The following is a 26645-nucleotide window of genomic DNA, read 5'->3' as shown; positions in this document are numbered from 1 at the left end:
GGCCCACCCGGTCCCGCCGGCCGCTCCGCCCCCGAGGGGGCGTGGCCGGCGGGCCGGGTGGTGACCCCAGCCCCGTACGACCGGGGCGCAGGACCCCGTACAGACCACCTTTGACACAACCCTGAGAGGGATTGACGCATAGTGCTCGACGTCAACTTCTTCGACGAGCTGCGGATCGGCCTTGCCACCGCGGACGACATCCGGACCTGGTCGCACGGCGAGGTCAAGAAGCCGGAGACCATCAACTACCGCACCCTCAAGCCGGAAAAGGACGGGCTCTTCTGCGAGAAGATCTTCGGCCCCACCCGGGACTGGGAGTGCTACTGCGGCAAGTACAAGCGTGTCCGCTTCAAGGGCATCATCTGTGAGCGCTGCGGCGTCGAGGTCACTCGCGCCAAGGTGCGCCGCGAGCGCATGGGCCACATCGAGCTCGCCGCTCCCGTCACGCACATCTGGTACTTCAAGGGCGTGCCCTCGCGCCTCGGGTACCTGCTCGACCTGGCGCCGAAGGACCTGGAGAAGGTCATCTACTTCGCCGCGTACATGATCACGTACGTGGACGAGGAGCGCCGTACCCGCGACCTGCCCTCGCTCGAGGCGCAGGTGCAGGTCGAGCGCCAGCAGGTCGAGAACCGGCGCGACTCCGACCTGGAGAACCGCGCCAAGAAGCTGGAGAACGACCTCGCCGAGCTGGAGGCCGAGGGCGCCAAGGCCGACGCGCGCCGCAAGGTGCGCGAGGGTGCCGAGCGCGAGATGAAGCAGCTCCGTGACCGCGCCCAGCGCGAGATCGACCGCCTCGACGAGGTGTGGAGCCGCTTCAAGAACCTCAAGGTCCAGGACCTGGAGGGCGACGAGCTGCTCTACCGCGAGCTGCGCGACCGCTTCGGCACGTACTTCGACGGCTCGATGGGCGCCGCCGCGCTCCAGAAGCGCCTGGAGTCCTTCGACCTGGAGGAGGAGGCCGAGCGCCTCCGCGAGATCATCCGCACCGGCAAGGGCCAGAAGAAGACCCGCGCCCTCAAGCGGCTCAAGGTCGTCTCGCCCTTCCTCCAGACCGCCAACAGCCCCAAGGGCATGGTCCTGGACTGCGTCCCGGTCATCCCGCCGGACCTGCGTCCGATGGTGCAGCTCGACGGTGGCCGCTTCGCGACCTCCGACCTCAACGACCTGTACCGCCGCGTCATCAACCGCAACAACCGCCTGAAGCGGCTTCTCGACCTCGGCGCGCCCGAGATCATCGTGAACAACGAGAAGCGCATGCTCCAGGAGGCCGTCGACGCGCTCTTCGACAACGGCCGTCGCGGTCGCCCGGTCACGGGCCCCGGCAACCGTCCGCTGAAGTCGCTCTCCGACATGCTCAAGGGCAAGCAGGGCCGCTTCCGCCAGAACCTCCTCGGCAAGCGCGTGGACTACTCCGCGCGTTCCGTGATCGTCGTCGGTCCGCAGCTCAAGCTGCACCAGTGCGGTCTGCCGAAGGCGATGGCGCTGGAGCTGTTCAAGCCGTTCGTGATGAAGCGCCTGGTGGACCTGAACCACGCGCAGAACATCAAGTCGGCCAAGCGCATGGTCGAGCGCGGTCGCACCGTGGTCTACGACGTCCTCGAAGAGGTCATCGCCGAGCACCCGGTGCTGCTCAACCGTGCCCCGACCCTGCACCGCCTGGGCATCCAGGCCTTCGAGCCGCAGCTCGTCGAGGGCAAGGCCATCCAGATCCACCCGCTCGTCTGCACCGCCTTCAACGCGGACTTCGACGGTGACCAGATGGCCGTGCACCTGCCGCTCTCCGCGGAGGCGCAGGCCGAGGCCCGCATCCTGATGCTGTCCTCGAACAACATCCTCAAGCCGGCCGACGGCCGTCCGGTCACCATGCCGACCCAGGACATGGTGCTCGGCCTCTTCTTCCTCACGACGGACGAGGAGGAGCGCAAGGTCATCGGTGAGGGCCGGTCCTTCGGCTCGACCGCCGAGGCGATCATGGCCTTCGACGCCGGGGAGCTCTCGCTCCAGGCGAAGGTGGACATCCGCTTCCCGGTCGGCACCATGCCGCCGCGCGGCTGGACCCCGCCGGAGCCCGCCGAGGGCGAGGACGACTTCGGTTCGCCGGAGTACCAGCCGGGTGACTCCTTCCGGCTGCGTACGACGCTGGGCCGGGCGCTCTTCAACGAGCTGCTGCCCGAGGACTACCCCTTCGTCGACTACTCGGTCGGCAAGAAGCAGCTCTCGGAGATCGTCAACGACCTCGCCGAGCGCTACCCCAAGGTGATCGTCGCCGCGACGCTGGACAACCTCAAGGCGTCCGGCTTCTTCTGGGCGACCCGTTCCGGTGTCACCGTCGCCATCTCGGACGTCGTCGTCCCCGAGGCGAAGAAGGGCATCGTCGCCCAGTACGAGGCCGAGGACGAGAAGGTCCAGAAGCAGTACGAGCGCGGTCTCATCACCAAGGACGAGCGCACCGGTGAGCTGATCCGGATCTGGACCCGCGCGACCAACGAGGTCGCCGAGGCGATGAACGAGAACTTCCCGAAGACGAACCCGATCGCCATGATGGTGAACTCGGGCGCCCGAGGGAACATGATGCAGCTCCGTCAGATCGCCGGTATGCGTGGTCTGGTGTCGAACGCCAAGAACGAGACGATTCCCCGTCCCATCAAGGCGTCCTTCCGCGAGGGCCTGTCCGTGCTGGAGTACTTCATCTCCACACACGGTGCCCGTAAGGGTCTCGCCGACACCGCCCTGCGTACCGCCGACTCCGGCTACCTCACGCGTCGACTCGTCGACGTCTCGCAGGACGTCATCATCCGCGAGGAGGACTGCGGCACCGACCGCGGTCTGCGCCTCAAGATCGCCGAGCGCGGGTCGGACAACGTCCTGCGCAAGACGGAGGACGTCGAGACCAGCGTGTACGCGCGCTGCCTCGCCGAGGACGTCGTCGTCGGGGACGTCGTACTGGCCCCGGCCGGTACCGACCTCGGTGACGTGCTCATCGACGAGCTGGTCCGCCACGGCATCGAGGAGGTCAAGACCCGTTCGGTCCTGACCTGCGAGTCCGCCGTCGGCACCTGCGCGATGTGCTACGGGCGTTCGCTCGCCACCGGCAAGCTCGTCGACATCGGTGAGGCGGTCGGCATCATCGCCGCCCAGTCCATCGGTGAGCCGGGCACCCAGCTCACGATGCGTACCTTCCACACCGGTGGTGTGGCCGGTGACGACATCACGCAGGGTCTGCCGCGTGTCGTCGAGCTCTTCGAGGCGCGTACCCCGAAGGGTGTCGCCCCGATCTCCGAGGCCGCGGGCCGGGTCCGCATCGAGGAGACCGAGAAGACCAAGAAGATCGTCGTCACCCCGGACGACGGCAGCGAGGAGACTCCTTACCCGATCTCCAAGCGCGCCCGTCTGGAGGTCGCCGAGGGCGACCACGTCGAGGTGGGCCAGAAGCTCACCGTGGGTGCCACCAACCCGCACGACGTGCTCCGCATCCTCGGTCAGCGCGCGGTGCAGGTGCACCTCGTGGGCGAGGTCCAGAAGGTCTACAACTCGCAGGGTGTGTCGATCCACGACAAGCACATCGAGATCATCATCCGGCAGATGCTGCGCCGTGTGACGATCATCGAGTCGGGTGACGCCGAGCTGCTGCCCGGTGAGCTGGTCGAGCGCTCGAAGTTCGAGACGGAGAACCGGCGGGTCGTCACCGAGGGCGGTCACCCCGCCTCCGGCCGTCCGCAGCTCATGGGTATCACCAAGGCCTCGCTCGCGACCGAGTCGTGGCTGTCGGCGGCGTCCTTCCAGGAGACGACCAGGGTCCTCACCGACGCGGCGATCAACGCCAAGTCGGACTCCCTGATCGGCCTCAAGGAGAACGTCATCATCGGTAAGCTCATCCCGGCCGGTACGGGTCTCTCCCGCTACCGCAACATCCGGGTCGAGCCGACCGAGGAGGCCAAGGCCGCGATGTACTCGGCCGTCGGCTACGACGACATCGACTACTCGCCCTTCGGCACGGGGTCCGGCCAGGCCGTCCCGCTGGAGGACTACGACTACGGGCCCTACAACCAGTAAGCCCCGTCGGTTGGTGTGACCAACGGCCGTCTCGCGCTCCCTTCGGGGGGTGCGGGGCGGCCGTTCGGCGTGTGTGGGGGCGGCCGGTTCGGCGTGTGCGGAGGCGGGGCGGCCGGTGCGGGGGCGGGGCGGCCCGTTCTGCGTGTGCGGGGGCTGGTGGCGGGGCTGATCCGGGGTGCGGCGGGGCGCGCTGAGCGTGTGCGCCCCGCGCTCAACGCGGCGGCGGTCCGGGGGCGGTGCCCTCCCCGCCGTCGAGCGTCCAGCCGGAGCGGGTCTGGATCTGGAGGAAGCCGGTGGGGGCGGGGAGGGTGAGGCGGGCCTCGCCCATGCCCTCGGCGAGGACCTCGGCGGGGCGCAGGGTGGGGGTGAGGCGGCGGAGCTGGTACGGGCCAGGGCCGGTGTGGTGGAAGGCGAGGCGCTCCGACGCGGGCGTCTCCAGGGCGAGGACGTCGCCGCCCCAGCCGTTCAGGCGGGGGGCCTCGGGGGTGAGGCGTCGGATGACGTGCGCGCCGAGCACGGCGAGGCGCCAGGCGCCTTCGAGACGGAGTTCGAGCTGTACGGAGTCCTCCTCCCGGGCCGGGAGCGGAAGGCGGGCGCAGACGGGGCCCCCGGCCTCGTACAGCCGTGCCCAGGGCCCGCGTCCGCCCCGGGTCCGTACGCGCACGAGGCCGAGCGCCGGGCTCGTGAGGGCGAGGACGGCCATGGTGCCGGGCTCGGGGCGCGGCAGCCGCAGCACGGCGTCGCCCTCGCCGTGGTTCCACTCGGCGTTGGGGGTATGCAGGCGGGTCAGCGCGGACCAGCCCTCGGCGAGCACGGCGTCGAGGTCCTCGCTGTCCGCGGTGCGGCTCTTGTCGTAGACGTCCAGCGCGAGTTGGTAGTCCGCGAGGTCGTCCTCCGTGGAGCCGGGGCCCGGTTGGTAGTCGAGGGACTGGATCGCCCGCGCGTAGTCGAGGACTTCGGGGGCGGTGCGGGTTCCCCGGGGGCGGGACGGGGGGAGGGGGCGCCGGGCGTAGTGGTGGGCTGTGAGGGCCGGGGGGAGGACGAGGCCGGCGAAGAAGACGAGGGCGAAGGGGACTTCGCCGAGCAGGCTCATGAAGAGCGTGAGGACGAGGACGAGGACGAAGGCGCTGGTGAGGCCGTGGGTGAGGGCGCGGGGCCAGCTCAGGGGCGGGGGTTCCTTTTTGGCGGGGGTGTCCGGGCCGTGTGCGTCGTGCTTGCCGCGCGCGTCGTGCGCGTCGTCGGGGCGCGGGGACGGGGTGGGGTCGGGGTCGTAGGGCATGGCGTTCCCCCCGGGGACTCGTCCGGCTTCCCATGGTGCGCTTTCCCGCGCGGGGGCGACAGGGGGCACCCGATCGGCGCAGTGCCTGGGGCGGGGCTGAGGCGTTGGGAGTGTGACGGATGTCAAGCGCGTGCGGAATGCGTGTAGTTGGGCCCTAAGTGGTGGCGAAGCCGGTCGGTGCCTGACTAAGTTCGTCGTACGTCTGGATGTGTTCCCGCCTTTTGGAGTTTGACTGTGAAGCGTCAGCGCACCTTGACCGCTTGTGTCGCCCTTGTGGTGGCTTCTGTTCTGGTGGCCGGGTGCGGGGGTGACGACGAGAAGTCGGACAAGGCGGATGAGGGGAAGATCGCGGGGACGGAGACGACGGCGCCCGCAAAGCCGAGTCCGACTGCGTCGGAGGCGGCGGGGGAGAAGGACGGACCGGACCTGAGCTTGCCGAAGGACGTCAAGATCGTCACGGATTGGGACGAGCCGTCCGGGGCAGAGGAGGCCGCTGTCCTGCGGGACGCACGTGACTTCACCGTCGCCTTTTATCGCGCCATCGCGCAGCAAGACTCCCGTGACCCGGCCTATCTGTCGTACACGTACCCGGGCGGGAACGCACGACGGATTGCTGAGAAGAACGTGCGAGATCACGTGGCGAAGAAGTACTCGGTCAGCGGTACAGAGCGCCTCACGCGGCCGAACGTCGAGATTGTCCACAAGGGCAGTACAGCGGTCGTGACCTACTGCGCAGACGATACGCACTTCTACACGAAAGACTTGAAGGCTGGTAAGCCGATGCTGACCACACCCAGCGCGGACGATCACATCCTCTTCGAGCTGGGGATGACTGCGGTTGGGAAAGAGGAGCGCTGGGTGGTTAAAGAACTCCGCTCCGATGTCGGTGCTCAGCAATGCCAGTGAAGTGATGAACACGGGGAGCAGGGATGCGGATCAAGGGGAAGCGACGTCCTCTCGCGGGAGTTGGCGCGATAGTGGTGGCGAGCGGACTCGTGTTCGCTACGGCGGGCTCTGCCACCGCGGGGCAAGGAGAGCCGGGGCTGGGGACGGACGCATCAACCCATCAGGAGGGCAACTCCGACTCCGGCAAGCACCAGATCAGCTCTACCGTGCGGATCACCTTTAGTCAGAGCGGCGGAGGGTCTGGCGGGCAGGGTACTGGGTCCGTTGCCGTTGCTGATTGGGAGCCGCCCGGGTGTTGGTATGCGCCTGAGTACGATCCCGAGGAGTTCCGGAAGGCTCGGCAGGGGTTGTATTACACGGCCGTGCACGATCCTGGGGCCTCCGACATCGTGCGGGACATCTCGGACGAGAACGAAGGCTACGCCAAGGATCATTACCACGAGGACGACAAGGGCAAGGGCATGTACTGGACCGCCCAGTACCGTGACGACGCCTCGCTCGCCGAGATGATGGAGTGCGACCGGCCTCCGTTCTGGGCGGACAACGCGGAGCCTCCCGACGTTCCGCATGCCATTTCGCCCGAGATCCTCGCCGGGCTCGCGTACGAGCGGATGAAGGTGCCGAGCCTGAAGGCGAAGCTCGCTCCGGCGGGGGCGAGCAAGGTGAACCTGCCGACGTGGGTGTGGCTGGACAGCTCGCAGCTCGAACCCGTCTCCGTGACGGCGACCCTCGCGGTCGGCGGGTTCGCGATGTCGGCGACGACGACGGCGAAGCCGGTGCGGCTGGCGATCCAGCCCGGTACGGCGGACGCGCGCACGCTGCCTGCGGGCGGCACGTGCCCGGTGGGCGGGGGCGGGGCGATCGGGGAGCCGTTCGCGGCGGGCAAGGCGGACCGTACGCCCCCGTGCGGGGTCACGTACCTGAAGTCGTCCGGGGACGCCGCGTACCGCCTCCAGACCGCTGTGACCTGGGACACGGCCTGGACGGGGACGGGCGGTGCCGGCGGTGATCTGCCGGACGGCACGTACGGGCAGCCGCAGGATGTCCAGGTGCGGGAGATCCAGTCGGTCAACCGCTGAGACCCCCTCCCACGCATTTGTTTTGACCCAGGTCCATACGGTAGGTACGCTCTGACCTCGTGCCTGGGGTGTGCCCGGGTCCGTGTGCGTGCTTACACACCGCACACAAGGAACCCGATAAAGGCCGCCTGATCCGCTCCTTCCGCGCGATGCGTCACGCCTCGCGACGGAGTCCCGGTTCCGACACACCCGACCGCGTGGGTCGGGGGTGTTCCAGGTTAGCTTTACCATTCGGCACACAGAAACCGGAGTAGTAGTGCCTACGATCCAGCAGCTTGTCCGCAAGGGCAGGCAGGACAAGGTCGAGAAGAACAAGACGCCCGCACTGGACGGCTCGCCCCAGCGCCGCGGCGTCTGCACGCGTGTGTTCACGACCACCCCGAAGAAGCCGAACTCGGCCCTGCGGAAGGTCGCGCGTGTGCGTCTGACCTCCGGCATCGAGGTCACGGCCTACATCCCGGGTGAGGGACACAACCTGCAGGAGCACTCCATCGTGCTCGTGCGTGGTGGCCGTGTGAAGGACCTGCCGGGTGTTCGCTACAAGATCATCCGAGGCTCGCTCGACACCCAGGGTGTCAAGAACCGCAAGCAGGCCCGCAGCCGCTACGGCGCCAAGAAGGAGAAGTAAGAATGCCTCGTAAGGGCCCCGCCCCGAAGCGCCCGGTCATCATCGACCCGGTTTACGGCTCCCCCCTGGTGACCTCCCTCATCAACAAGGTGCTGCTCAACGGCAAGCGCTCCACCGCCGAGCGGATCGTGTACGGCGCCATGGAGGGTCTTCGCGAGAAGACCAACGCCGACCCGGTCGTCACGCTGAAGCGCGCGCTGGAGAACATCAAGCCGACCCTGGAGGTCAAGTCCCGCCGCGTCGGCGGTGCGACCTACCAGGTGCCGATCGAGGTCAAGCCGGGTCGTGCGAACACGCTCGCCCTGCGCTGGCTCGTCGGGTACTCCCGCGCCCGTCGCGAGAAGACCATGACCGAGCGCCTCACGAACGAGCTTCTCGACGCGTCCAACGGCCTGGGTGCCGCTGTGAAGAAGCGCGAGGACACGCACAAGATGGCCGAGTCCAACAAGGCCTTCGCGCACTACCGCTGGTAGTCGCAGACCCCATCGAGACCGAGAGAAGACTGAAGCCTTATGGCTACCACTTCGCTTGACCTGGGCCGGGTCCGCAACATCGGGATCATGGCCCACATCGACGCGGGCAAGACGACGACGACCGAGCGGATCCTGTACTACACCGGTGTTTCGTACAAGATCGGTGAAGTTCACGACGGCGCCGCGACCATGGACTGGATGGAGCAGGAGCAGGAGCGTGGCATCACGATCACCTCTGCTGCCACCACCTGTCACTGGCCGCTGAACGACATCGACCACACCATCAACATCATCGACACCCCGGGCCACGTCGACTTCACCGTCGAGGTGGAGCGCTCGCTGCGCGTCCTCGACGGTGCCGTCACGGTGTTCGACGGTGTCGCCGGCGTCGAGCCGCAGTCCGAGACCGTGTGGCGTCAGGCGGACCGCTACGGCGTGCCGCGTATCTGCTTCGTCAACAAGCTCGACCGCACCGGCGCCGAGTTCCACCGTTGTGTCGACATGATCATCGACCGCCTCGGTGCGACCCCGCTCGTCATGCAGCTGCCCATCGGGGCCGAGGCCGACTTCCAGGGTGTCGTCGACCTCGTCCGCATGAAGGCGCTCGTCTGGTCCGCCGACACCAAGCTCGGCGAGGCGTACGACGTCGTCGACATCCCGGCGAGCCACACCGAGACCGCCGCCGAGTGGCGCGCGAAGCTCGTCGAGGGCGTCGCCGAGAACGACGAAGAGATGATGGAGCTGTACCTGGAGGGCACCGAGCCCACCGAGGAGCAGCTGTACGCGGCGATCCGCCGTATCACCATCGCCTCGGGCAAGGGCGACGGCACCACCGTCACCCCCGTCTTCTGTGGCACCGCGTTCAAGAACAAGGGCGTGCAGCCCCTGCTCGACGCTGTTGTCCGCTACCTCCCCTCGCCGCTCGACATCGAGGCGATCGAGGGCCAGGCGGTCAACAACCCCGAGGAGGTCGTGAAGCGTCGTCCCTCCGAGGAGGAGCCGCTCGCCGCGCTCGCGTTCAAGATCGCCAGCGACCCGCACCTCGGGAAGCTGACCTTCGTCCGCGTGTACTCCGGTCGTCTGGAGTCGGGTTCTTCGGTTCAGAACTCGGTGAAGGGCAAGAAGGAGCGCATCGGCAAGATCTACCGGATGCACGCCAACAAGCGTGAGGAGATCGAGTCGGTGGGTGCCGGTGACATCGTCGCCGTCATGGGTCTCAAGCAGACCACCACCGGTGAGACCCTCTGCGACCCGGCGAACCCGGTGATCCTGGAGTCGATGGACTTCCCGGCCCCGGTCATCGAGGTCGCCATCGAGCCGAAGTCCAAGGGCGACCAGGAGAAGCTGGGCATCGCGATCCAGCGCCTGGCCGAGGAGGACCCGTCCTTCCGCGTCAAGACCGACGAGGAGACCGGCCAGACGATCATCGCCGGTATGGGCGAGCTCCACCTGGACGTGCTCGTCGACCGCATGCGGCGCGAGTTCCGCGTGGAGGCCAACGTCGGCAAGCCGCAGGTCGCGTACCGCGAGACCCTGCGCAAGCCCGTCGAGCGCCTCGACTACACGCACAAGAAGCAGACCGGTGGTTCCGGCCAGTTCGCGAAGGTGCAGATCGCGCTGGAGCCGCTGGAGGGCGACGGCTACGAGTTCGTCAACAAGGTCACCGGTGGCCGTATCCCCAGGGAGTACATCCCCTCGGTGGACGCGGGCGCGCAGGAGGCCATGGAGTTCGGCGTGCTCGCCGGCTACCCGCTCACGGGTGTCCGGGTCATCCTGCTCGACGGTGCCTACCACGACGTCGACTCCTCGGAGATGGCGTTCAAGATCGCCGGTTCGATGGCCTTCAAGGAGGCCGCCCGCAAGGCCAGCCCGGCCCTGCTGGAGCCGATGATGAAGGTCGAGGTGACGACGCCCGAGGACTACATGGGCGACGTCATCGGCGACATCAACTCCCGGCGCGGTCAGATCCAGTCCATGGAGGACCGCTCGGCCGCCAAGCTCGTCACGGGCCTGGTGCCGCTGTCGGAGATGTTCGGCTACGTCGGCGACCTCCGCAGCAAGACCTCGGGTCGCGCAAGCTACTCGATGCAGTTCGACTCCTACGCCGAGGTTCCGCGGAACGTCGCCGAGGAGATCATCGCGAAGGCCAAGGGCGAGTAACTCACCCGAGTTCACGCCGTAGGCTTGACACCGGACCCCCGTACGGGGCGCCCCCGCTCACCAGTGGGGACGCCCCCGGGGGACCCGGCACCCCAGCAAAGATCATCCCTGGCGCCGATGAAGCAAGGCGTACAGAACCACTCCACAGGAGGAACCCAGTGGCGAAGGCGAAGTTCGAGCGGACTAAGCCGCACGTCAACATCGGCACCATCGGTCACATCGACCACGGTAAGACGACCCTCACGGCCGCCATTACCAAGGTGCTGCACGACGCGTACCCGGACCTGAACGAGGCCTCGGCCTTCGACCAGATCGACAAGGCTCCTGAGGAGCGCCAGCGCGGTATCACCATCTCCATCGCGCACGTCGAGTACCAGACCGAGACGCGCCACTACGCGCACGTCGACTGCCCTGGTCACGCGGACTACATCAAGAACATGATCACCGGTGCCGCCCAGATGGACGGCGCGATCCTCGTGGTCGCCGCGACCGACGGTCCGATGCCGCAGACGAAGGAGCACGTCCTCCTGGCCCGCCAGGTCGGCGTCCCCTACATCGTTGTCGCCCTCAACAAGGCCGACATGGTGGACGACGAGGAGATCCTGGAGCTCGTCGAGCTCGAGGTCCGCGAGCTGCTCTCCGAGTACGAGTTCCCGGGCGACGACCTCCCGGTCGTCAAGGTCTCGGCGCTCAAGGCGCTCGAGGGCGACGCCGAGTGGGGCAAGTCCGTTCTCGACCTCATGAAGGCCGTGGACGAGTCCATCCCCGAGCCCGAGCGTGACGTCGACAAGCCGTTCCTCATGCCGATCGAGGACGTCTTCACGATCACCGGTCGCGGTACGGTCGTCACCGGCCGTATCGAGCGTGGTGTCCTGAAGGTCAACGAGACCGTCGACATCATCGGCATCAAGCAGGAGAAGGCGACCACCACGGTCACCGGCATCGAGATGTTCCGCAAGCTGCTCGACGAGGGCCAGGCGGGCGAGAACGTCGGTCTGCTCCTCCGCGGCATCAAGCGCGAGGACGTCGAGCGCGGCCAGGTCATCATCAAGCCGGGCTCGGTCACGCCGCACACCTCCTTCGAGGCGCAGGCGTACATCCTGTCGAAGGACGAGGGTGGCCGTCACACCCCCTTCTTCAACAACTACCGTCCGCAGTTCTACTTCCGCACCACGGACGTGACCGGCGTCGTGACCCTCCCCGAGGGCACCGAGATGGTCATGCCGGGCGACAACACCGAGATGAGCGTCGAGCTCATCCAGCCCGTCGCCATGGAAGAGGGCCTCAAGTTCGCCATCCGTGAGGGTGGCCGGACCGTCGGCGCCGGCCAGGTCACCAAGATCAACAAGTGAGTTGATGCCCGGGACGTGTTCCGGGCGGTGATCTGAGGCGTGTCCCCTGCGGGGGGCGGGCGACTCGGACCTGAGAGGGCCCGTACGACTTCGGTCGTACGGGCCCTTTCGCGTTTCGCGGGGCGTACAGCGGCGGGGCACGCCCTCCCCGGGCGCGGAAGGCGTGATCGCCGGGCAGGGGGGCACCCGGAACGTCCGGATGACGTCGGGGCGGGGGCCGGGATGGCGGGAACATGGACGACGGCGGCGGGGACGGCGTATGCGGCGCACACGCACGTCGAGTCGAGAGCGCTCGGGCACTTCACGCACTACACCGGTGAGGACGGCAAGGACTGGGTGCTCAACATCGCCTTCTACGCGGCCCTCATCGGCCTTGCCTGGTGGGTCGCGGCGGGGTTCAGGGAGCGGCGCCGTGGCGTGCGTGGGGCCCTGCGACAGCGCTACGAGGCAGGCATGGACCCCACGCGGGACACGCCCCGGCTCAGGTGGCTCGCGGCCGGTCTCTCAGTGCTCGGGGCCCTCGTCTTCGTCGGCCTCGGCCTGAGCGAACCCGCGGGAAGGGTGCTGTGGACCGGCCTGGTGGCGCTCGGGCTGTGGGTACCGGCGGCGCTCCTGCTGCGGCCACCGAGCACGCGGGAATGGGAGCGGGCGGAGCGGCAGGTGCAGGGCGACCTGGCCCGTGCGCGGGGGGAGGAGCCGGGGGAGGGGTGAGGTGGCGGTGGGGCCCGCCCCCCGGGTGCCGGGGAATGAGGCGGTGGGGGGCCGGGCGTCCGCTCTGAGGCCGCGCAGCCGCCTCTTCCGGGGACCCGGAGCCGCCGCTCCCAGGGGCGCCGGGCCGTTCCTCTCAGGTATCCGCGGCAGCCCCTTCCGTCCTCCGGCCCGCGCGGCGGCGCTTTACGGGTGTGCGGGCGCCGTCGCCCGGTCCGTCGCTCTCTCGGGATGCGAGCTTGCGGGAGGGGGAGGAGTGTGGAAGGTGGCCCTGAAGTGTCCGGGCGGCAAAGGGTCCGGACGGGCGACGATGCGCGGCGAGACGCGCAGTGAAGAGGTGCTGCCCATGATGGTCATCGGCCTTCTGCTGGCAGCGGCGGCAGCGGCGTTCACCGCCCTGCTGATCGCGTTCAACACGTCGGGAGGGCCCGAGTACACGGTGTCCCTCTTCGGGAGCGATCCGTTCACCATCAGTACCCTGGGGGCTTTCGCGGGCGGTCTCGGCCTCGCGCTGGTCTTCGCACTGGGGATGTGGCTGATGCGTGAGGGGCTCGGCCTCCACCACCGGCACTCGGTGCAGCGCAAGGAGGGCGGCGAGGCGGTCGGTGAACGAGACCGGCTGCGGCGTCAGCTCGACGCCGAGCACCGTACCGGAGGCACCGGCGCCTCCGCCGGCCCGGCGAACTCGGAGGGCTCCGGACAACAGGCCCCGCAACCCCTCCAGACCTCCGGCCACCACGGTCGCCGGCGGATGCGTCTGCACGGGAGCCACTGACTCCCGTTCCTCGGCGGTGTGCCCAACGGGTAGCGAGAGCGGCCCCGTTGGGCACATCGCTGTGCCGTGTGCGGGGGAGCGGAAGCGGGCCGCCGGACGGGAAGTGGTGGTGCGGGTGGGGTCTGTGGGAAGCATGTGGCGGGTGGGGCGGACCTGCCGTCGCGTACGGGTGGGGAAAGTGCGCTGCCCTATGTCGCCGCGCCCCCAACTCCCTTAATCTGAGCGCGCGCCGGACCTTGGGTCCCCACGGGAAGCGGGTGTGCCGACGCGTCACAGGTAGCCCCTGCCGTCCTCGACGACGGCCCGAGCAAGGGAGAACCACCATGGTCAAGCACTACATCAAGTACGCCTACAGCACCCTCGCCGCCGCGATGTTCGCCAGCATGGCCTGACCGGACCGAGGCCCGGCCTGGACCGGGACGCAGACCCGGTCCAGGCTTTCAGGGAGACTCCGTGTTCGGCACCGCGTTCAGCCAGCTCCGCTACACCTCCGCCATCCTGCGCAACCGGCCCATCCGGCCGCGGGACTTGGAGCGCATCGCCCGCGATCTCGTCGCGACACTCGCCGAGTTCGGCGAGCCGGGCGAGGACTCGGCCCTGCTGCCGGGCCAGGCCGGGCAGGCGGACCCCGAGATCCGCCGCACGGTCGCGGTACGGGGCCTGCGGGCCACCGCCCGCGCGGCGGCCCGGCACACCGCGTACTACCAGCGCCTCTTCGCCGAACACGGCCTCGATCCCGAGACGTTGACCCCCGAGACGTGGGAGAACGTGCCCGTCACGGAGAAGTCGGCGCTGCGCGCCCTTCCCGCCGCCTTCGTCTCCGCCGCCGCCCGTCCCGCGCTGATGGCGCTCACGACGGGCACGAGCGGCACGCCCACCGCCGTGTGGTACTCGCGGGCCGAGACCGAGGTCGTGGTGGCGCTCAGCACGGTGTCCGCCGTGCTCGGCGTCGGGCTGCGCCCGCACCACACGATGGCGTACGGCGGCTGCTCGCGGGCCACGCTGCCGCTGCTGAGCACCGAGGAGTCGGTGACCCGTGTCGGCGCGGCCTTCGTGCAGATCGGCACCGTGGACCCGGCCCTCGCGCTCGACCGTCTCGCGGCGCCGCTCAACCTGCCGGGGAAGGCCCCGCAGATCACGCACCTCAACGTGTCCGCCTCCTACCTCGCCGCCCTCGTCCAGACCGCCGAGCGCGACGGCTGGCGGGCCACCGACTTCGGCCTCGAACACCTCGCCGTCGGCGGCGAAGTGCTCTCCGCGCCGCTGCGCGAGCGCGCCGAGGCTGCCTTCGGGGCCCGTATCTCCGCCGGGTACATGATGACGGAGACGCTGCCCTCGGGCGGCACGCCCTGTACCGCCGGACACCTGCACCACAGCACGGAGTTCGGCTGGACGGAGATACGCGACCCGCTCACGTACGAGCCGACTCCGCCCGGCGGCACGGGAGTTCTCGTCCACACGCCGTACGTTCCCTACCGCGAGTGCACGCTGCTCCTGCGGTACGCCACCGGGGACCTCGTCCGCGTGCCCGAGGAGCAACCGGACTGCGAACTCGCCCACTTGCCCGCCACGAGTCCCGTGCTCGGGCGCTGGTCCGGGCCGTTGAGCCGGTCCGTCACGACCCGCGATCTCCTGGACCTGATCGAGGCCGAGCCCGAGGTGCCGCTGCCCGCGCGGTACGCGCTCGTCGACGCCCCTCGCGGGCCCGAACTCCACCTCCGTGTCGCCGCTCTGCCCGCGCACGCCCTGCTCGGGCGGCTGGAGGACCGGGCGAGCGCCGCGCGCCTCCCGCTGGAGAGCATCGTGCTGCACGACGACCCCGACGACATGCCGCCGACCGGACCGGTCCGCGCCGACCTGCGCGAGCACACCTTCGAGGCGATCCGCCCCGCCGCCGTCCGCGTCGCGAGCCCGGCATGAGCGCCGCGCTGATCGGCCTCAACGTCTGCGTGGCCGCGATCACGCTGCTCGGCCTCGGGTACTTCGCGCGGGTGCGGATGCCGAGGCCGCCGGTGGGGAAGTACGAACCGCCGGACGTGCTGGTGGTGATGGCCGTGGTGATGCTGGCGCCGCTGCTCTACCTGGAGCTGCCCCGTACCGCGGTGGCGGTCGTCTTCGGGCTCGTCCTGTGCGCGGCGCTGCAGTTCACGCTGGCGCCCCTGCTCGGCGGCCTCGGGGCGGCGCTTCTCGCGGTGCTCGCCGTCGCCGTGACGGGCGGACTGGCTCTCGCGGACCGGACGCTCGCCGTCCTGGTGCTGACCGACGTCCTGCTCGCCGTCGCGGTCGTCGGGGTCGCGACGATGTGGGCGCAGAGCGGCTTCAAGTCGGTGCACACGGCGTGGTTCGCGGGGCTGCTCGCCGTGTACGACCTCCTGGCGACGGGGCTCAGCTCGGTCATGGACCGTTTCGCCGCGCAGGTCATGGGCCTGCCCTTCGCCCCGCTCCTCGCTGTCACGCGCGGCGATCCGCCGGTGGCGCTCGGCCTGGGCGACCTGCTGCTGATCGTGCTCTTCCCGCTCGTCGCGGCGAAGGCGTACGGCCGCGCGGCGGCCCTGCTCGCGGGGGCGCTCGGCGTCCTCGCCTCCAGCGCGATCAGCGTCCTGTTCGCGACCGGCACCCTGACGGGGGCCTTCCCGCTGATGGTGGTGCTCGGGCCGGTGATCGTGGCCCAGCACCTCTACTGGGTACGGCGCGCGGGTCGCGAGCGCACGACGGCGGAGTGGCGGGCGGGGGCGCTCGCCACGGTGCCGGTGACGGCCGCGTCCCCCGTCCTGCTCGCCGCCCTCGGCACGCCCGGCGCCCCGGGCGACCTCGACGAGCGGGCGCGGCCGGGCGACTGGGTGGCGCTGCTCGACGGCGAGGTCGTCGGCACGGGCCCGAGCGCCGGCTCCGCCCGCAAGGACGCGGCCCGCCGAGGGACCGGGGCGGTACCGCTCGTACGGCAGGTGTGAGCGGGCGCGGGGGCCGTCCTCTGCGGGCCAACACGCTGCGTCGGTAGGCGAGTTACCGCTAGGGCATCGTGTGCTGTTTCGGTAACGTGCCGACTCCGGAGTGCTGTGGGGGCGGGTGGGGTGACGAAGTGGCGCACGGGGGCGAGGGATTCTCGGGGATCGACCCGGAGAAGCTGCACAGGGTGGTCATCGCCGCCGAGCGGGATCGACGATGGCTCGCGGAGCGGGCGAGCCACTACAAGAACCAGTTGGCCTCCTACGGCATAGGCGGCGGCGAGTTCGGCGGCATCCAGCACACCGCGTCGTGGGCGGAGCACGAACTCCCGCTTCTGAAACGGCGCTCCTACCTCTCCCGGAACGAGGGCAACGGGCCCGATCCGCGGCATCCGGGCATGGTGCGGACCAAGGAGGAGCTGGTCAGCCGCGAGGCCAACGCGAAGGCGGCGAGGCGGGCGACCGAGCCGGCGGAGCGGGACCCCGAGGACCTGAGCCCGGAGGAGTTCGACGAGCTCAACAAGCTGTTCGCGCAGAACTACGACGAGTACCCGTTCGCGGAGAAAGTCGTCGGGGGCTCGGCGCGAAGGGGTTCGAGGGGTGGAACACGTCGAGCCGCGTGAACCACCTCGGCGAGGACAGGGGGAACGACCCCTTCACGGCTACCTGAAGGCGCTGTCCCGCAGCCCGGACGCGGCGACGGAGTCCTTCCTGGCCGGGCACAAGATGGAGGACGGGCCGAAGGGAACCAACTTCACCTACCTCTTCGAGGAGCGCGAATGGCCCGAGGACGGAAGGGACGGCAAGGGCGAGGTGACGGGCCACAACGCGCTGGGCCTGGCGCCAGGGAATTCTCGGGGGACTCGGCGAGGACAAGGAAGGTGACGAGGCGGCGGAGTTCAAGCGCGTGGACGACAAGGCCCGGCTGCGCGACCGTGACTCCCTGACCACGGAGCAGGCCGTCCGCGAGGCCACCACCACATACGAGAACGGCCGGGCGCACGTCGACGAGGAACTGGGGCTCGGGATTGTCGTCGTGGTGGCGGTGGGGTTGTTCTGTGGGTGGTATTTCGGGTGGCGGGGGGTGGTGCGGGCCGGGGAGATGTGCCGGGGGCTGCCCCCGGGAACGGCGATCGCCGAGACCTTGAACCGGGCGCTGCCCCGCTCGTCCGCCTACGACTTCCAGGAGCGGACGTACGACGTCGATCCGGCCTCGCGGGACTACCGGACGGTGTGCGTCGTCGCGGACGACGCGCACGAGGAACTTCTCCGGGCGACCGTGGACACGCTGCGCAGTCTCGACCCCGGGGCCCTGGAAGGACGCGTCTGGCTGAAGGGCGGTCGGGACAAGGACTACGGCCTCCCCGAGGCCGGCATCAGCGCCAAAGTCAACACGTGGACGGCCATGATCCTGGTCCCGTGCACGCCGGGGGAGAAGGGGGACAGCGAGCCGACGAGTCTGCACGTGAGTCTCCTGCTCGGGCGTCCGCTTCAGGTCTCGGACCAGGAGGCGCGGAGCACGCTGTTGTCCCTGACCGAGGCACTGGTACGGCAGGCGCACGCCGACGCGAGTGCGTGCTTCCCTCGCGGTTGCCCGTGAGGTGAACCGGTGGGGGGTGGGGCGTGGGGGAAGGGGAACGCGTGGACGGGCTGGGGTCCTTGACGCGTGAGGTCGTCGCCGCGCTTCGGGGTGGCGCCGGAATCGGCGAGAGGCGCGGCGACTTGCTCCGCGTCGGCTAACCCTGCTGATCGCGCCTTCGCAGTCGTACCTCCGCCCATACCGTTTTCCTCGGTGCGGGGCCCCATTCCACGCCCCAGTCGTCCGCGAAGGCCGCTACCAGGAGCAGGCCGCGGCCCCTTTCCGCGTACCAGGGTGGGGCTGTGGGCTCCAGGTCCTTGTCACCCCGCGTGTCCACCAGCTCGATCCGCAGCGTCTCCGGTGACAGGTGGAGGAGCAGCGCGAAGTCCCGGCCGTTCACGTGGCCGTGCAGCACCGCGTTCGAGGCCAGCTCCGCGATGATCTGGCGGGGCGCCGTCAACCGCACGCCCCACTCCCGCAGTTGCTCGACCGCCAACAGGCGCGCCAGGCGCGCGCCCCGGCGCGTGCTCGACAGCTGCACGCGGAAGAAGTGGTGCATTGCTTCTGGCTGCTGGGTGATTTCGTGATTCACGTCACTCAGCGTGGCCCGCTCGGCTTAGGCTTTCCAGTGATCACGCCCGTACGGGCGGTGACTGTGCGGGAGAGGCCCGGGGCTTGTACGGCCCTGTACGGCCCTGTGCGGGAGAGAGGAGCGCCGTGGCACGTGGAGAGTCCGACGGCTCGGGGAACCAGAACTGGGATTCCGACGAGGAGGTCGAGGACGAGGAGGACTCGGCCGCCGTTCTTGAGGCCGTGGGCCGCCAGATCAAACTCTGGCGCCAGAGCGCCGGGTTCTCGCAACCCGCTTTCGGTGCCGCCATCGGATACAGCGAGGCGCAGGTCTACAAGGTCGAGGCCGGCAAGCGCATCCCGAAGCCCGATTTCCTCGACAAGGCCGACGAGATCCTGAACGCGGGCGGCAAACTCGCCGAGTTCAAGCGGGACGTCGCCGAGGCCAGGTATCCGAAGAAGCTGAGGCATCTGACGAAGCTGGAGCGGGAGTCGCTGGAGATACTGATCTACGGGGCGGTCAATATCCCCGGTCTCCTCCAGTCGAAGGAGTACGCCACGGCGATGTTCGCCCAGGCCCGACCGGCACTGCTGCGCGAGCGGTTCGAGCGGCTGGTGGAGGCGCGGCTGGCTCGGCAGGCGGTCTTCGACCGGCGTCCGATGGTCACTCTGTCCTTCGTGCTGGAGGAGGTCACCCTGCGGCGGCCGATCGGTGGACGGGAAGTTCTGCGCGGCCAGTTGGAGCACCTGCTCACCGTGAGCGAGCGGCCCAACGTGGAGCTCCAGGTCATGCCGACCGAAACGGAGGAACATGCCGGTCTGGGCGGCGAGTTGCAGGTGCTGCGACTGGAGGACGGCAAGACGATCGGCTACTCCGAAGCGCAGTTGACGAGCCGCATCATCTCGGACCCGCAAGAGGTCCACGTCCTGGGCGTCCGGTATGGCATCCTGCGCTCGCAGGCCCTCGGGCCCGCCAGGACGAGGGAATTCATCGAAAAGCTGCTAGGAGACACATGACCGCGAAGCCTTCGCCCGGGGACCGCGCCGGACTGGTGTGGTTCAAGAGCAGCTACAGCGGCGCCAACAACAATGACTGCGTCGAGGTCGCCGTCGAGCCCCGCGTGCTGCACGTGCGCGACTCGAAGAAAGCCGACGGTTCCGCGCTTGGATTCGCGCCGGCCGCCTGGACGCGTTTCCTCCTGGCGACGCGCACGTGACCGGTCCCGCGTGAGCGGTCCCGACGCCGGGATCCCCGGTGTCGGTGGCCGCTTAGCTGTGTCCGGCCCCGAGTGGGACCCGCGGCCGGGGCGCGTCGGCCCGGCGGAGGCGGAGACGGACGCCCCGCCCCCGTGCGGTCCCCGTCCCCGCCCCCGGCCGCGCGCCGTCAGCTCCGCTGTGACGGAGCTTCCTTCATGCCCTCCACGAGCGTCCGCTTGGTGACCGCGCTCGTGAAGCGGATCGTTCCCGGCTTGATCAGGCGGTCCTCCGCGTTCGCGTGCTTGGGTTCCTTGACCTGGACGCTGCGCTCGCCGAGGAACGTGAGGGTCTTCCGGTCGAAGATCCATTCGTCGCGGGCGCCCGTCACCTCGTCGAGGCGGGCGACGGCGATCCCGTGGCGGCCCGCCGCGTCCACCGCGTCGTCCACGGTGACGACGCCGGGGATCTTCGCGGCGGCCTGGTAGAGGGCCGCTTCGAGCCCGGCGGGCGGGTACGACTCGCTGATGAGGTCGCCGATCATCGAGAAGGCGGCCTGGTCGGGGCCGTTGTCCTGGCCCTCGCTCATCTTGTAGATCCGGCGCAGCAGGGCGTCCGGGTCCTTCGGCAGGGTGACGAGCGCGTCGTAGGCCGCGTCCCGGTCGACGTCGGTGTCGAGCGTGATGCCGTCCTTCGGGTTGCCCGGCTCGATGAGCCAGCCCTTGTGGCCGTCCGGGGACTCCCAGACCTGCCGCCGGTGCAGTTTGTCGCTGACGACCTCGCTCTTGTCGTCGCGGGTGCGGACGTACGTGTTCGCGGTGACCGATTCGATGTAGATGTACTGGCCGGGCCGAGGGGCCGGGGCGGGGGCCTGCTCGGCGGCGGCCGAGGCGCGCTGGAGGATGGTGCCGGTGCCGTGCGTGGTGGCGGCGGCCACTCGCGTGGTCAGCAGGGGGCCGGTGGCGAGGCCCGGGGTCTCGTCGTCGCCCATGAGCGTGCTGCCGGTGACGAGCGCTCCGGCCAGCGCGGCGGCGGCCAGGGGCAGTACGAGTACGGGGCGGCGCCACCAGGAGGCGCGCGGGCGCTCGGGCCCAGGGGCCTGCTGCGCGGACCGGGTGGACTGTTGCGTGTCGGCGTGGATCTGGGCCATGAGGCGCTCCTTGTGGAACTCGTGTCGGCCCGGCGGGAGTTCCCTGACGACCGGCGGCAACAGGGCGTCCGCGTGCGGCCATTCGGTGGGCCGCCGCTCTGGTGTGGCGTTCATCGGGTACCTCTCCGTGCGAGCCGGGGCATGTGGTCGCCTCTTGTCTGTCGGGCGGGCGGTGCGAGTTCCCTCGTACGGGAGGTGAGTTCGGCGTCGGTGAGGGCGGCGAGGCGCTTGCGGGCGCGCGCGAGCCGGGAGCGGACGGTGCCGAGCGGGATGCCGAGGGCCGCGGCTGCCTCCGCGTAGCTCAGGTTCTCCCACAGGCACAGGACGAGGACCTCGCGCTCCGCGCGCCTGAGCGTGCCGAGCGCGGTGAGCATGGCCGCGATGCGGCGCCGGTCGTCGACCTGTCCGGCGATGTTCTCGGCGTGGTCGGGGACGGTGAGGGCGGCCGGTCCCGCCGCCGCGGCGGCGGTGGCGGCGGCGCGGTAACGGCGGTTGGTGCGGCGGTGGTTGCGGGCCGCGTTCGTCGCGATGCCGAGCAGCCAGGGCCGCAGCGAGCCCCCCTCGGGCGTGACCTTCGCGCGCAGCCGCCAGGCCAGGGCGAAGGTCTCGGCCATCACGTCCTCGGCCAGCGACCAGTCGGCCGTCAGGCGGAAGGCGTGGTTGTACACGGAGCGCGCGTAGGTCTCGTACAACTCGGCGAAAGCGTCGGGATCGCCGTCCCGGATGCGGGTTCTCACGTCGGTGGTCACTCCTGGGAACTGTCCGGCACACGGCACCGGGTTCCTGTGACCTGCGTCACATCCGGGCCGGGATCGCCGGTGCCGGGACTTGTGCTGAAGTCCACTTCAACTCCTAGGATCGGCGGCCTCGTTGTCGGAGAAGGGGGAGCGGAATCATGCGGTACCGGGTTCTGGGCGGGACGGGCATACGGGTGAGCGCGTACTGCCTCGGCACCATGATGTTCGGCGGGATCGGCAATCCCGACCACGACGACTGCGTCCGCATCACCCACGCGGCGCTGGACGCCGGGGTGAACTTCGTGGACACCGCCGACATGTACTCCGCCGGTGAGTCGGAGACCATCGTCGGCAAGGCCCTCAAGGGGCGGCGCGACGACGTCGTCCTCGCGACGAAGGTGCACTTCCCGATGGGGGACGACCCCAACAGCGGCGGCAACAGCCGCCGCTGGATCGTCAGGGAGGTGGAGGAGAGCCTGCGCCGGCTCGGCACGGACTGGATCGACCTCTACCAGGTGCACCGTCCGGACCACACGACGGACATCGAGGAGACGCTGGGCGCCCTCACCGATCTCGTCCGGGCCGGGAAGATCCGCGCCTTCGGCTGTTCCACCTTCCCCGCGCAGGACCTCGTCGAGGCGCACCACGTGGCCGAACGGCGCGGCCTGCACCGCTTCCGTACCGAGCAGCCCCCGTACTCGCTCCTCGCGCGGGGGATCGAGCGCGATGTGCTGCCGACCGCCCGGCGCCTGGGCATGGGCGTGCTGACCTGGGCGCCTCTCGCCTCCGGCTTTCTCACCGGGCGCTACCGCAAGGGCCGCCCGATGGATCTCGCCACGGGCCGCCCCACGATCAGTCCCGGCCGGTTCGACCCGGCCGCCGCGCTCACCGCCGCCAAGCTGGACGCGGTGGAAGCGCTCGTGGAGGTGGCCGAGGAGGCGGGACGCACGCTCCCCGAACTGGCCACGGCCTTCCCGCTGGCTCACCCCGCCGTCACCTCGGTGATCATCGGGCCGCGCACCGAGGCCCAGTTGCGGGCCACGCTCAAGGGCGCGGACCTCGTGCTGGACGACGCGCTGCTCGACCGTCTCGACGCGATCGTCCCGCCCGGCACCGACGTCTACCCGCCGGACGGGGCGTGGACTCCGCCGTCTCTCGCGGACGTGGCGCGGCGCCGCCGCCCGGCGGGGGAGCGCGCGGCGGGGGAGGAGTGAGGGCCGGGGCGCGGAGCTGAAGATCTCTTCAGGTCGTTTCAGGTCTGCTTCAGGGCGGGTGGGGAAGATGGGTTCTGTCCGTGTCGCGCGTGATGCGGGACTTGTCTTCTTTCCTCCGGAGGTTCCGCGTGATGAGGCGTACGTCCGTTCTCGCCGCTGTGGTCGGTGTCGTACTCGCGGGCGGGGCCGCCGTCGGGTGCGACGACGGGGGCTCCTCGTCCGGGGGCGGGTCCTCGTCCGGCGACTCCTCGCCGACCGCCTCCGCCGGGAGCGCCTCGCCGTCCGCCGGGAGCGCCTCGCCGTCCACCGGGAGCGGCTCGTCCTCCGGCGCGAGTACGAGTGCGAGCCCGTCCTCCGGCGCTTCGGGCACCCTGCCGCCCAAGAAGGGCACCGGGTCCGACGCGGACGAGCACCGGGCCGAGGCGAAGGCCGCCGCGATGCTGCCCGCTCCCGAGGCCATCGGCAAGGCGCTCGCCCACACGCCCGGCAAGGTCCTGTCCGCCGAGATCGACGACAACGCGCAGGACCGGCTGATCTGGGAGTTCGAGATCCTCGCGAAGGACGGCACGCTCCAGGCCGTCGACGTGAACCCGGCCGGTGGCGCGATCCTCTCCTCGCACCAGGAGCGCGGTGAGAGCGACGACCTGGCGCGCGGGAAGCGGCTGCTGACGGGCGGGGCGACGGACGCCGCCGCCGCCGCGAAGGCGGCGGCGGCGAAGGGCACCGTCGTCTCCGTCAAGCTCAAGCCGGAGAACGGCGGGCACTGGAGCGTCGAGACCGGGCCCGGGGACCGGGACTGGTCGGTGCCGCTGGACTCGGTGAAGGTGAGCCCCGAGCGCCACGACTGAGGGCCGGGCACGGGACGGGGCGGCGCGGGGCCCGTACGTCCGCGTCGCCCCGCACGCGCGCCCGCACCACCCGCGCGCCTTCCGTCACTTCGCGTCCTGGTGGAATTTCGCCGTGGCCCAGAAGTAGCCCAGCACCGTGAGGCCCACGCACCAGGCCACCGCGAGCCAGCCGTTGTGGCCGATGCCCGTGCCGAGGAGCAGGCCGCGCAGCGTCTCGATCGCCGGGGTGAAGGGCTGGTACTCGGCGACCGGCCTGATCCAGCCCGGCATCCCGTCGAGCGGGACGAACGCGCTCGACAGGAGGGGCAGGAGGATCAGCGGGGTCGCCGTGTTGCTCGCCGCCTCCGCGTTCGGGCTGATCAGGCCCATGCCGACCGCGATCCACGTGAGCGCCGTCGCGAAGAGGACGAGCAGCCCCAGCGCCGCGAGCCACTCCAGCGCGCTCGCGTCCGTCGAGCGGAAACCGATCGCCAGCGCGACGAGCGCGACCAGGACGACGCTCGCGACCGACTGGAGCACGCCGTTGATCACGTGCCCGACGATCACCGAGCCCCGGTGGATCGGCATCGTGCGGAAGCGGGCGATGATTCCCTCGCTCATGTCCATCGCCACCGAGACCGCCGTTCCCACGACCGTGGCCCCGATCGTCATGAGCAGCAGGCCGGGGGTCAGGTACGTGACGTACGCGGAGCGGTCCGCGCCGCCGCCGATGCCCGCGCTCATCGTGTCGCCGAACACGTACACGAAGAGGAGCAGCAGCATGATCGGGGTGAGGAGGAGGTTGAGGGTGAGGGAGGGGTAGCGGCGGGCGTGGAGGAGGTTGCGGCGGAGCATGGTGAGGGAGTCACGGAGGGCGAAGGCGCTGGTCGGGGTGGTGGAGGGGGCGGGGCTGGTCATCGGGGGGTCTCCTTCGTGCGCGCGGGCGTGGTCGTGGGGGCTTCGGCGGGGGAGGGCGAGGGGGCCGGGACGGTGGTGCTGTCGGTCAGGGCGAAGAAGACGTCGTCCAGGTCGGGTGTGTGCACGGTGAGTTCGGCGGCTTCCACGCCTGTCGCGTCCAGGCGGTCGAGGAGCGTGCGCAGGGCGCGCTGACTGCCGTCTCCGGGGACCCGCAGCGTGAGCGCCGCCTCGTCCCGTACCGCGCCGGGGAGCGCTCCGGCCGCCGTCCCGTACGCCGCCGGGTCGGTGAAGCGCAGCCGTACGTGCCCGCCGGGGACGAGCCGCTTCAGCTCGTCCGCCGAGCCCTCCGCCGCGATCCGCCCCTCGTGCAGCACCGCGATCCGGTCCGCCAGCTCGTCGGCCTCGTCGAGGTACTGCGTCGTGAGGAAGACGGTCGTGCCGCCCGCGACGAGGTCGCGCACGAGCTGCCACATCGCGTGGCGCGAGCGGGGGTCGAGGCCGGTCGTGGGCTCGTCGAGGAAGAGGATGCGCGGGCCGCCGACGAGCGTCATGGCGAGGTCCAGGCGGCGCTTCATGCCGCCCGAGTACGTGGACGCGGGCTTGCGCGCCGCCGCCGTCAGGTCGAACCGCTCCAGCAACTCGGCGGTCACGGTGCGGCGTTCGCGCTTGCCGAGGTGGTGCAGGTCCGCCATCAGGAGCATGTTCTCCTCGCCCGTGATCAGCCCGTCCACGGCCGAGAACTGCCCCGTGACACCGATCGCGGCGCGGACCGCCTGCGGCTCCCGCGCCACGTCGTGCCCGCCGACCACCAGCGCGCCGGAACCGTCGCCGGGTGTGACGAGCGTGGAGAGGATCTGCACCGTCGTCGTCTTGCCCGCGCCGTTCGGGCCGAGGAGGGCGAAGACGGAGCCCTCGGGGACGGCGAGGTCGATGCCCGCGAGGACGGTCTTCTCGCCGTAGGACTTGCGGAGGGAGGTCGCGGAGATCGCCGGGGCGGGGGCCGCGGGGCCGGTGGTCGCGGGTGCGGGACTCGCCTGCGGAGGAGGGGTGTTGGAGGGGCTGGAGGGGTGGTGCGGGGTCATCGGGGTGGGCTCCTTCGGGGTGCGGGCGTGAGGGGGGTGCGGGCGTGGGCGGGGTGGGGCGTGGCGGTCCCGGCCCGGGGTGCGGCCCCGGGCCGGGGGTGCGGGCGGGTGGTCAGAGGCTGGTGGCCGTGATGTCGCCGTGGGACGTCGTGGCGTGGAGGTGGAGGGTCGGCCGCGCCGCGTTGACGAGGGCGTTGTGGACGCGGCCCGCGGGGGTCTCCGCGTCCAGCGCCGCCGCGACGCCCGGGGCCGCGCCGACCTCGATGTCGCCGCTGTCCGTCCGGAGGGTGACCTCGCCGCCCACCGCCTCGGCGACGCGGATCGTGCCCCGGTGGGTGCGCAGCGCGGCGGGGCCGCCGAGCCGGCCGATCGTGAGATCGCCGTCCCGCACGGTGACACGGGCCCCGGCCGTCTCGTCGAGCTTGACGGCGCCGCTCTGCACCTCGACGGTCACGTCCCCGAGCCTGCCGACCCCGCGCAGCTCGGCGCTCGCCGCCTCCGCCTCCAGGTGCGAGCCGCTCGGCACGTGGACCGTGATCGCGACGGCGCCGGAGCCGCCGAGGAGGCGGTGCCGGGGCGCGGCGGGCGCGACCCGGAGGGTGCCCTCGCCGTGCGTGACCTCGAACGTCCCGGCCGCCTTCACGTCGCGGCTCCGGTCGGCGTCGGCCGGGCGGATCTCCACCGCCGCGTCGGCGCGGTCGGTGGCGATGACGTGGAGGCGGCCGGCGGGGATGTCGACGGTGAGGGTGAGGGCGGGGGGAGTGGTGGGGGCGTCGAGGGTGGTGGCGGTGGTCTGGGCGGGCTTCGTCATGGGACTGTCCGTTCTCGTCGTTCGTCGTTCGCGATGATGGAAACGCTACGTTGCGTTCGTGGAAGCGGCAACGCTCATTTCGCGCTGTGGGTGCGAAATGGCAGGCCAGTAGCGGATTTTCGTTGCAACGGAACGGCGTTTAATGCAACGCTCGCAGCGTCCTTGCGTTGCAATGAACTGCGGTGAACGCTATTCTCGTGCC

At 70.3% G+C, this 26645-nt stretch carries 24 protein-coding genes; 17 read left to right on the top strand and 7 right to left on the bottom strand.

From position 1 onward, the window contains the following. The first annotated feature begins 141 nt into the window (after window positions 1-141). On the top strand, window positions 142-4056 hold the full coding sequence (locus STTU_RS12255; RefSeq protein WP_007823151.1) for a DNA-directed RNA polymerase subunit beta': 3915 nt from the start codon (window positions 142-144) through the stop codon (window positions 4054-4056). A 211-nt stretch (window positions 4057-4267) separates the two neighbouring features. Here STTU_RS12255 and STTU_RS12250 read toward each other — a convergent pair whose 3' ends face one another. Beyond that, the gene (locus STTU_RS12250) at window positions 4268-5335 is read right to left on the bottom strand and encodes a hypothetical protein (protein WP_043254981.1); all 1068 of its coding nucleotides are present in this window, start codon (window positions 5333-5335) and stop codon (window positions 4268-4270) included. 234 nt (window positions 5336-5569) lie between these two features. Between STTU_RS12250 and STTU_RS12245 the strand changes: the two genes are divergently transcribed. From STTU_RS12245 to STTU_RS12190, 12 genes are all read left to right on the top strand, one after another. Continuing rightward, entirely contained in the window at window positions 5570-6241 is a 672-nt protein-coding gene (locus tag STTU_RS12245; RefSeq protein ID WP_043254979.1) for a hypothetical protein, read from the top strand. Between the two features lie 362 nt (window positions 6242-6603). Continuing rightward, window positions 6604-7320 (top strand): hypothetical protein, encoded by a 717-nt coding sequence (locus STTU_RS12240; protein WP_007823148.1) that lies wholly within the window; start codon window positions 6604-6606, stop codon window positions 7318-7320. 256 nt (window positions 7321-7576) lie between these two features. Next, window positions 7577-7948 (top strand): 30S ribosomal protein S12, encoded by a 372-nt coding sequence (gene rpsL / locus STTU_RS12235; RefSeq protein ID WP_007823146.1) that lies wholly within the window; start codon window positions 7577-7579, stop codon window positions 7946-7948. 2 nt (window positions 7949-7950) lie between these two features. Continuing rightward, window positions 7951-8421, top strand: a complete 471-nt coding sequence (rpsG, locus tag STTU_RS12230; RefSeq protein WP_008746138.1) for a 30S ribosomal protein S7 — start codon at window positions 7951-7953, stop codon at window positions 8419-8421. Between the two features lie 39 nt (window positions 8422-8460). Beyond that, window positions 8461-10581, top strand: a complete 2121-nt coding sequence (gene fusA, locus STTU_RS12225; RefSeq protein WP_007823132.1) for an elongation factor G — start codon at window positions 8461-8463, stop codon at window positions 10579-10581. Window positions 10582-10739: 158 nt separating this feature from the next. After that, the gene (gene tuf, locus STTU_RS12220; protein WP_009068125.1) at window positions 10740-11933 is read left to right on the top strand and encodes an elongation factor Tu; all 1194 of its coding nucleotides are present in this window, start codon (window positions 10740-10742) and stop codon (window positions 11931-11933) included. A gap of 222 nt (window positions 11934-12155) precedes the next feature. Further along, window positions 12156-12644 carry a hypothetical protein gene (locus STTU_RS12215; RefSeq protein ID WP_007823128.1) on the top strand — a complete coding sequence of 163 codons (489 nt, stop codon included), beginning with the start codon at window positions 12156-12158 and terminating at the stop codon, window positions 12642-12644. A gap of 262 nt (window positions 12645-12906) precedes the next feature. Further along, entirely contained in the window at window positions 12907-13416 is a 510-nt protein-coding gene (locus STTU_RS12210; RefSeq protein WP_234019221.1) for a hypothetical protein, read from the top strand. A gap of 453 nt (window positions 13417-13869) precedes the next feature. Further along, complete coding sequence (locus STTU_RS12205; RefSeq protein WP_007823115.1) at window positions 13870-15336, top strand: phenylacetate--CoA ligase family protein; 1467 nt, start codon at window positions 13870-13872, stop codon at window positions 15334-15336. After that, window positions 15333-16367, top strand: a complete 1035-nt coding sequence (locus tag STTU_RS12200) for a hypothetical protein (RefSeq protein WP_043254972.1) — start codon at window positions 15333-15335, stop codon at window positions 16365-16367. The genes STTU_RS12205 and STTU_RS12200 overlap by 4 nt, the downstream gene beginning before the upstream one ends. 128 nt (window positions 16368-16495) lie before the next feature. Next, window positions 16496-16984: a hypothetical protein gene (locus STTU_RS34625; RefSeq protein WP_007823111.1), complete on the top strand. Its 489-nt coding sequence runs from the start codon at window positions 16496-16498 to the stop codon at window positions 16982-16984. Between the two features lie 284 nt (window positions 16985-17268). Beyond that, window positions 17269-17961, top strand: coding sequence for a hypothetical protein (locus STTU_RS12190; RefSeq protein WP_007823107.1), 693 nt, complete (start codon window positions 17269-17271; stop codon window positions 17959-17961). 136 nt (window positions 17962-18097) lie between these two features. On the opposite strand, the gene STTU_RS12185 is transcribed toward STTU_RS12190, so the two are convergent. Continuing rightward, window positions 18098-18499, bottom strand: a complete 402-nt coding sequence (locus STTU_RS12185; RefSeq protein WP_007823105.1) for an ATP-binding protein — start codon at window positions 18497-18499, stop codon at window positions 18098-18100. Window positions 18500-18657: 158 nt separating this feature from the next. Here STTU_RS12185 and STTU_RS12180 point away from each other — a divergent pair, with 158 nt between their 5' ends. Together STTU_RS12180 and STTU_RS12175 are read left to right on the top strand one after the other, a co-directional pair. Further along, entirely contained in the window at window positions 18658-19527 is an 870-nt protein-coding gene (locus STTU_RS12180) for a helix-turn-helix domain-containing protein (RefSeq protein ID WP_007823103.1), read from the top strand. Then, the gene (locus STTU_RS12175) at window positions 19524-19727 is read left to right on the top strand and encodes a DUF397 domain-containing protein (protein WP_043254971.1); all 204 of its coding nucleotides are present in this window, start codon (window positions 19524-19526) and stop codon (window positions 19725-19727) included. Before STTU_RS12180 ends, STTU_RS12175 begins: the two co-directional genes overlap by 4 nt. A 167-nt stretch (window positions 19728-19894) precedes the next feature. Here the strand turns inward: STTU_RS12175 and STTU_RS12170 are convergent, their stop codons facing one another. Next, window positions 19895-20968 (bottom strand): CU044_5270 family protein, encoded by a 1074-nt coding sequence (locus STTU_RS12170; RefSeq protein WP_199785016.1) that lies wholly within the window; start codon window positions 20966-20968, stop codon window positions 19895-19897. Continuing rightward, on the bottom strand, window positions 20965-21603 hold the full coding sequence (locus STTU_RS12165; protein WP_007823098.1) for an RNA polymerase sigma factor: 639 nt from the start codon (window positions 21601-21603) through the stop codon (window positions 20965-20967). The genes STTU_RS12170 and STTU_RS12165 overlap by 4 nt, the downstream gene beginning before the upstream one ends. 146 nt (window positions 21604-21749) lie before the next feature. Between STTU_RS12165 and STTU_RS12160 the strand changes: the two genes are divergently transcribed. Together STTU_RS12160 and STTU_RS12155 are read left to right on the top strand one after the other, a co-directional pair. After that, on the top strand, window positions 21750-22805 hold the full coding sequence (locus tag STTU_RS12160; RefSeq protein ID WP_007823096.1) for an aldo/keto reductase: 1056 nt from the start codon (window positions 21750-21752) through the stop codon (window positions 22803-22805). A 131-nt stretch (window positions 22806-22936) separates the two neighbouring features. Next, window positions 22937-23653, top strand: a complete 717-nt coding sequence (locus STTU_RS12155) for a PepSY domain-containing protein (protein ID WP_052862358.1) — start codon at window positions 22937-22939, stop codon at window positions 23651-23653. Window positions 23654-23737: 84 nt separating this feature from the next. Here the strand turns inward: STTU_RS12155 and STTU_RS12150 are convergent, their stop codons facing one another. From STTU_RS12150 to STTU_RS12140, 3 genes are all read right to left on the bottom strand, one after another. Beyond that, window positions 23738-24550: an ABC transporter permease gene (locus STTU_RS12150; protein WP_043254968.1), complete on the bottom strand. Its 813-nt coding sequence runs from the start codon at window positions 24548-24550 to the stop codon at window positions 23738-23740. Next, window positions 24547-25632: an ATP-binding cassette domain-containing protein gene (locus STTU_RS12145; RefSeq protein ID WP_007823091.1), complete on the bottom strand. Its 1086-nt coding sequence runs from the start codon at window positions 25630-25632 to the stop codon at window positions 24547-24549. Before STTU_RS12145 ends, STTU_RS12150 begins: the two co-directional genes overlap by 4 nt. Window positions 25633-25744: 112 nt before the next feature. Then, window positions 25745-26443 (bottom strand): DUF4097 family beta strand repeat-containing protein, encoded by a 699-nt coding sequence (locus STTU_RS12140; RefSeq protein WP_007823089.1) that lies wholly within the window; start codon window positions 26441-26443, stop codon window positions 25745-25747. Between the last annotated feature and the right edge of the window lie 202 nt (window positions 26444-26645).

The sequence above is a fragment of the Streptomyces sp. Tu6071 genome, from assembly GCF_000213055.1.
GTDB lineage: Bacteria > Actinomycetota > Actinomycetes > Streptomycetales > Streptomycetaceae > Streptomyces > Streptomyces evansiae.
Note: the sequence above shows the minus strand (reverse complement) of the source record. Positions and strands in the feature narration are given on the sequence as shown.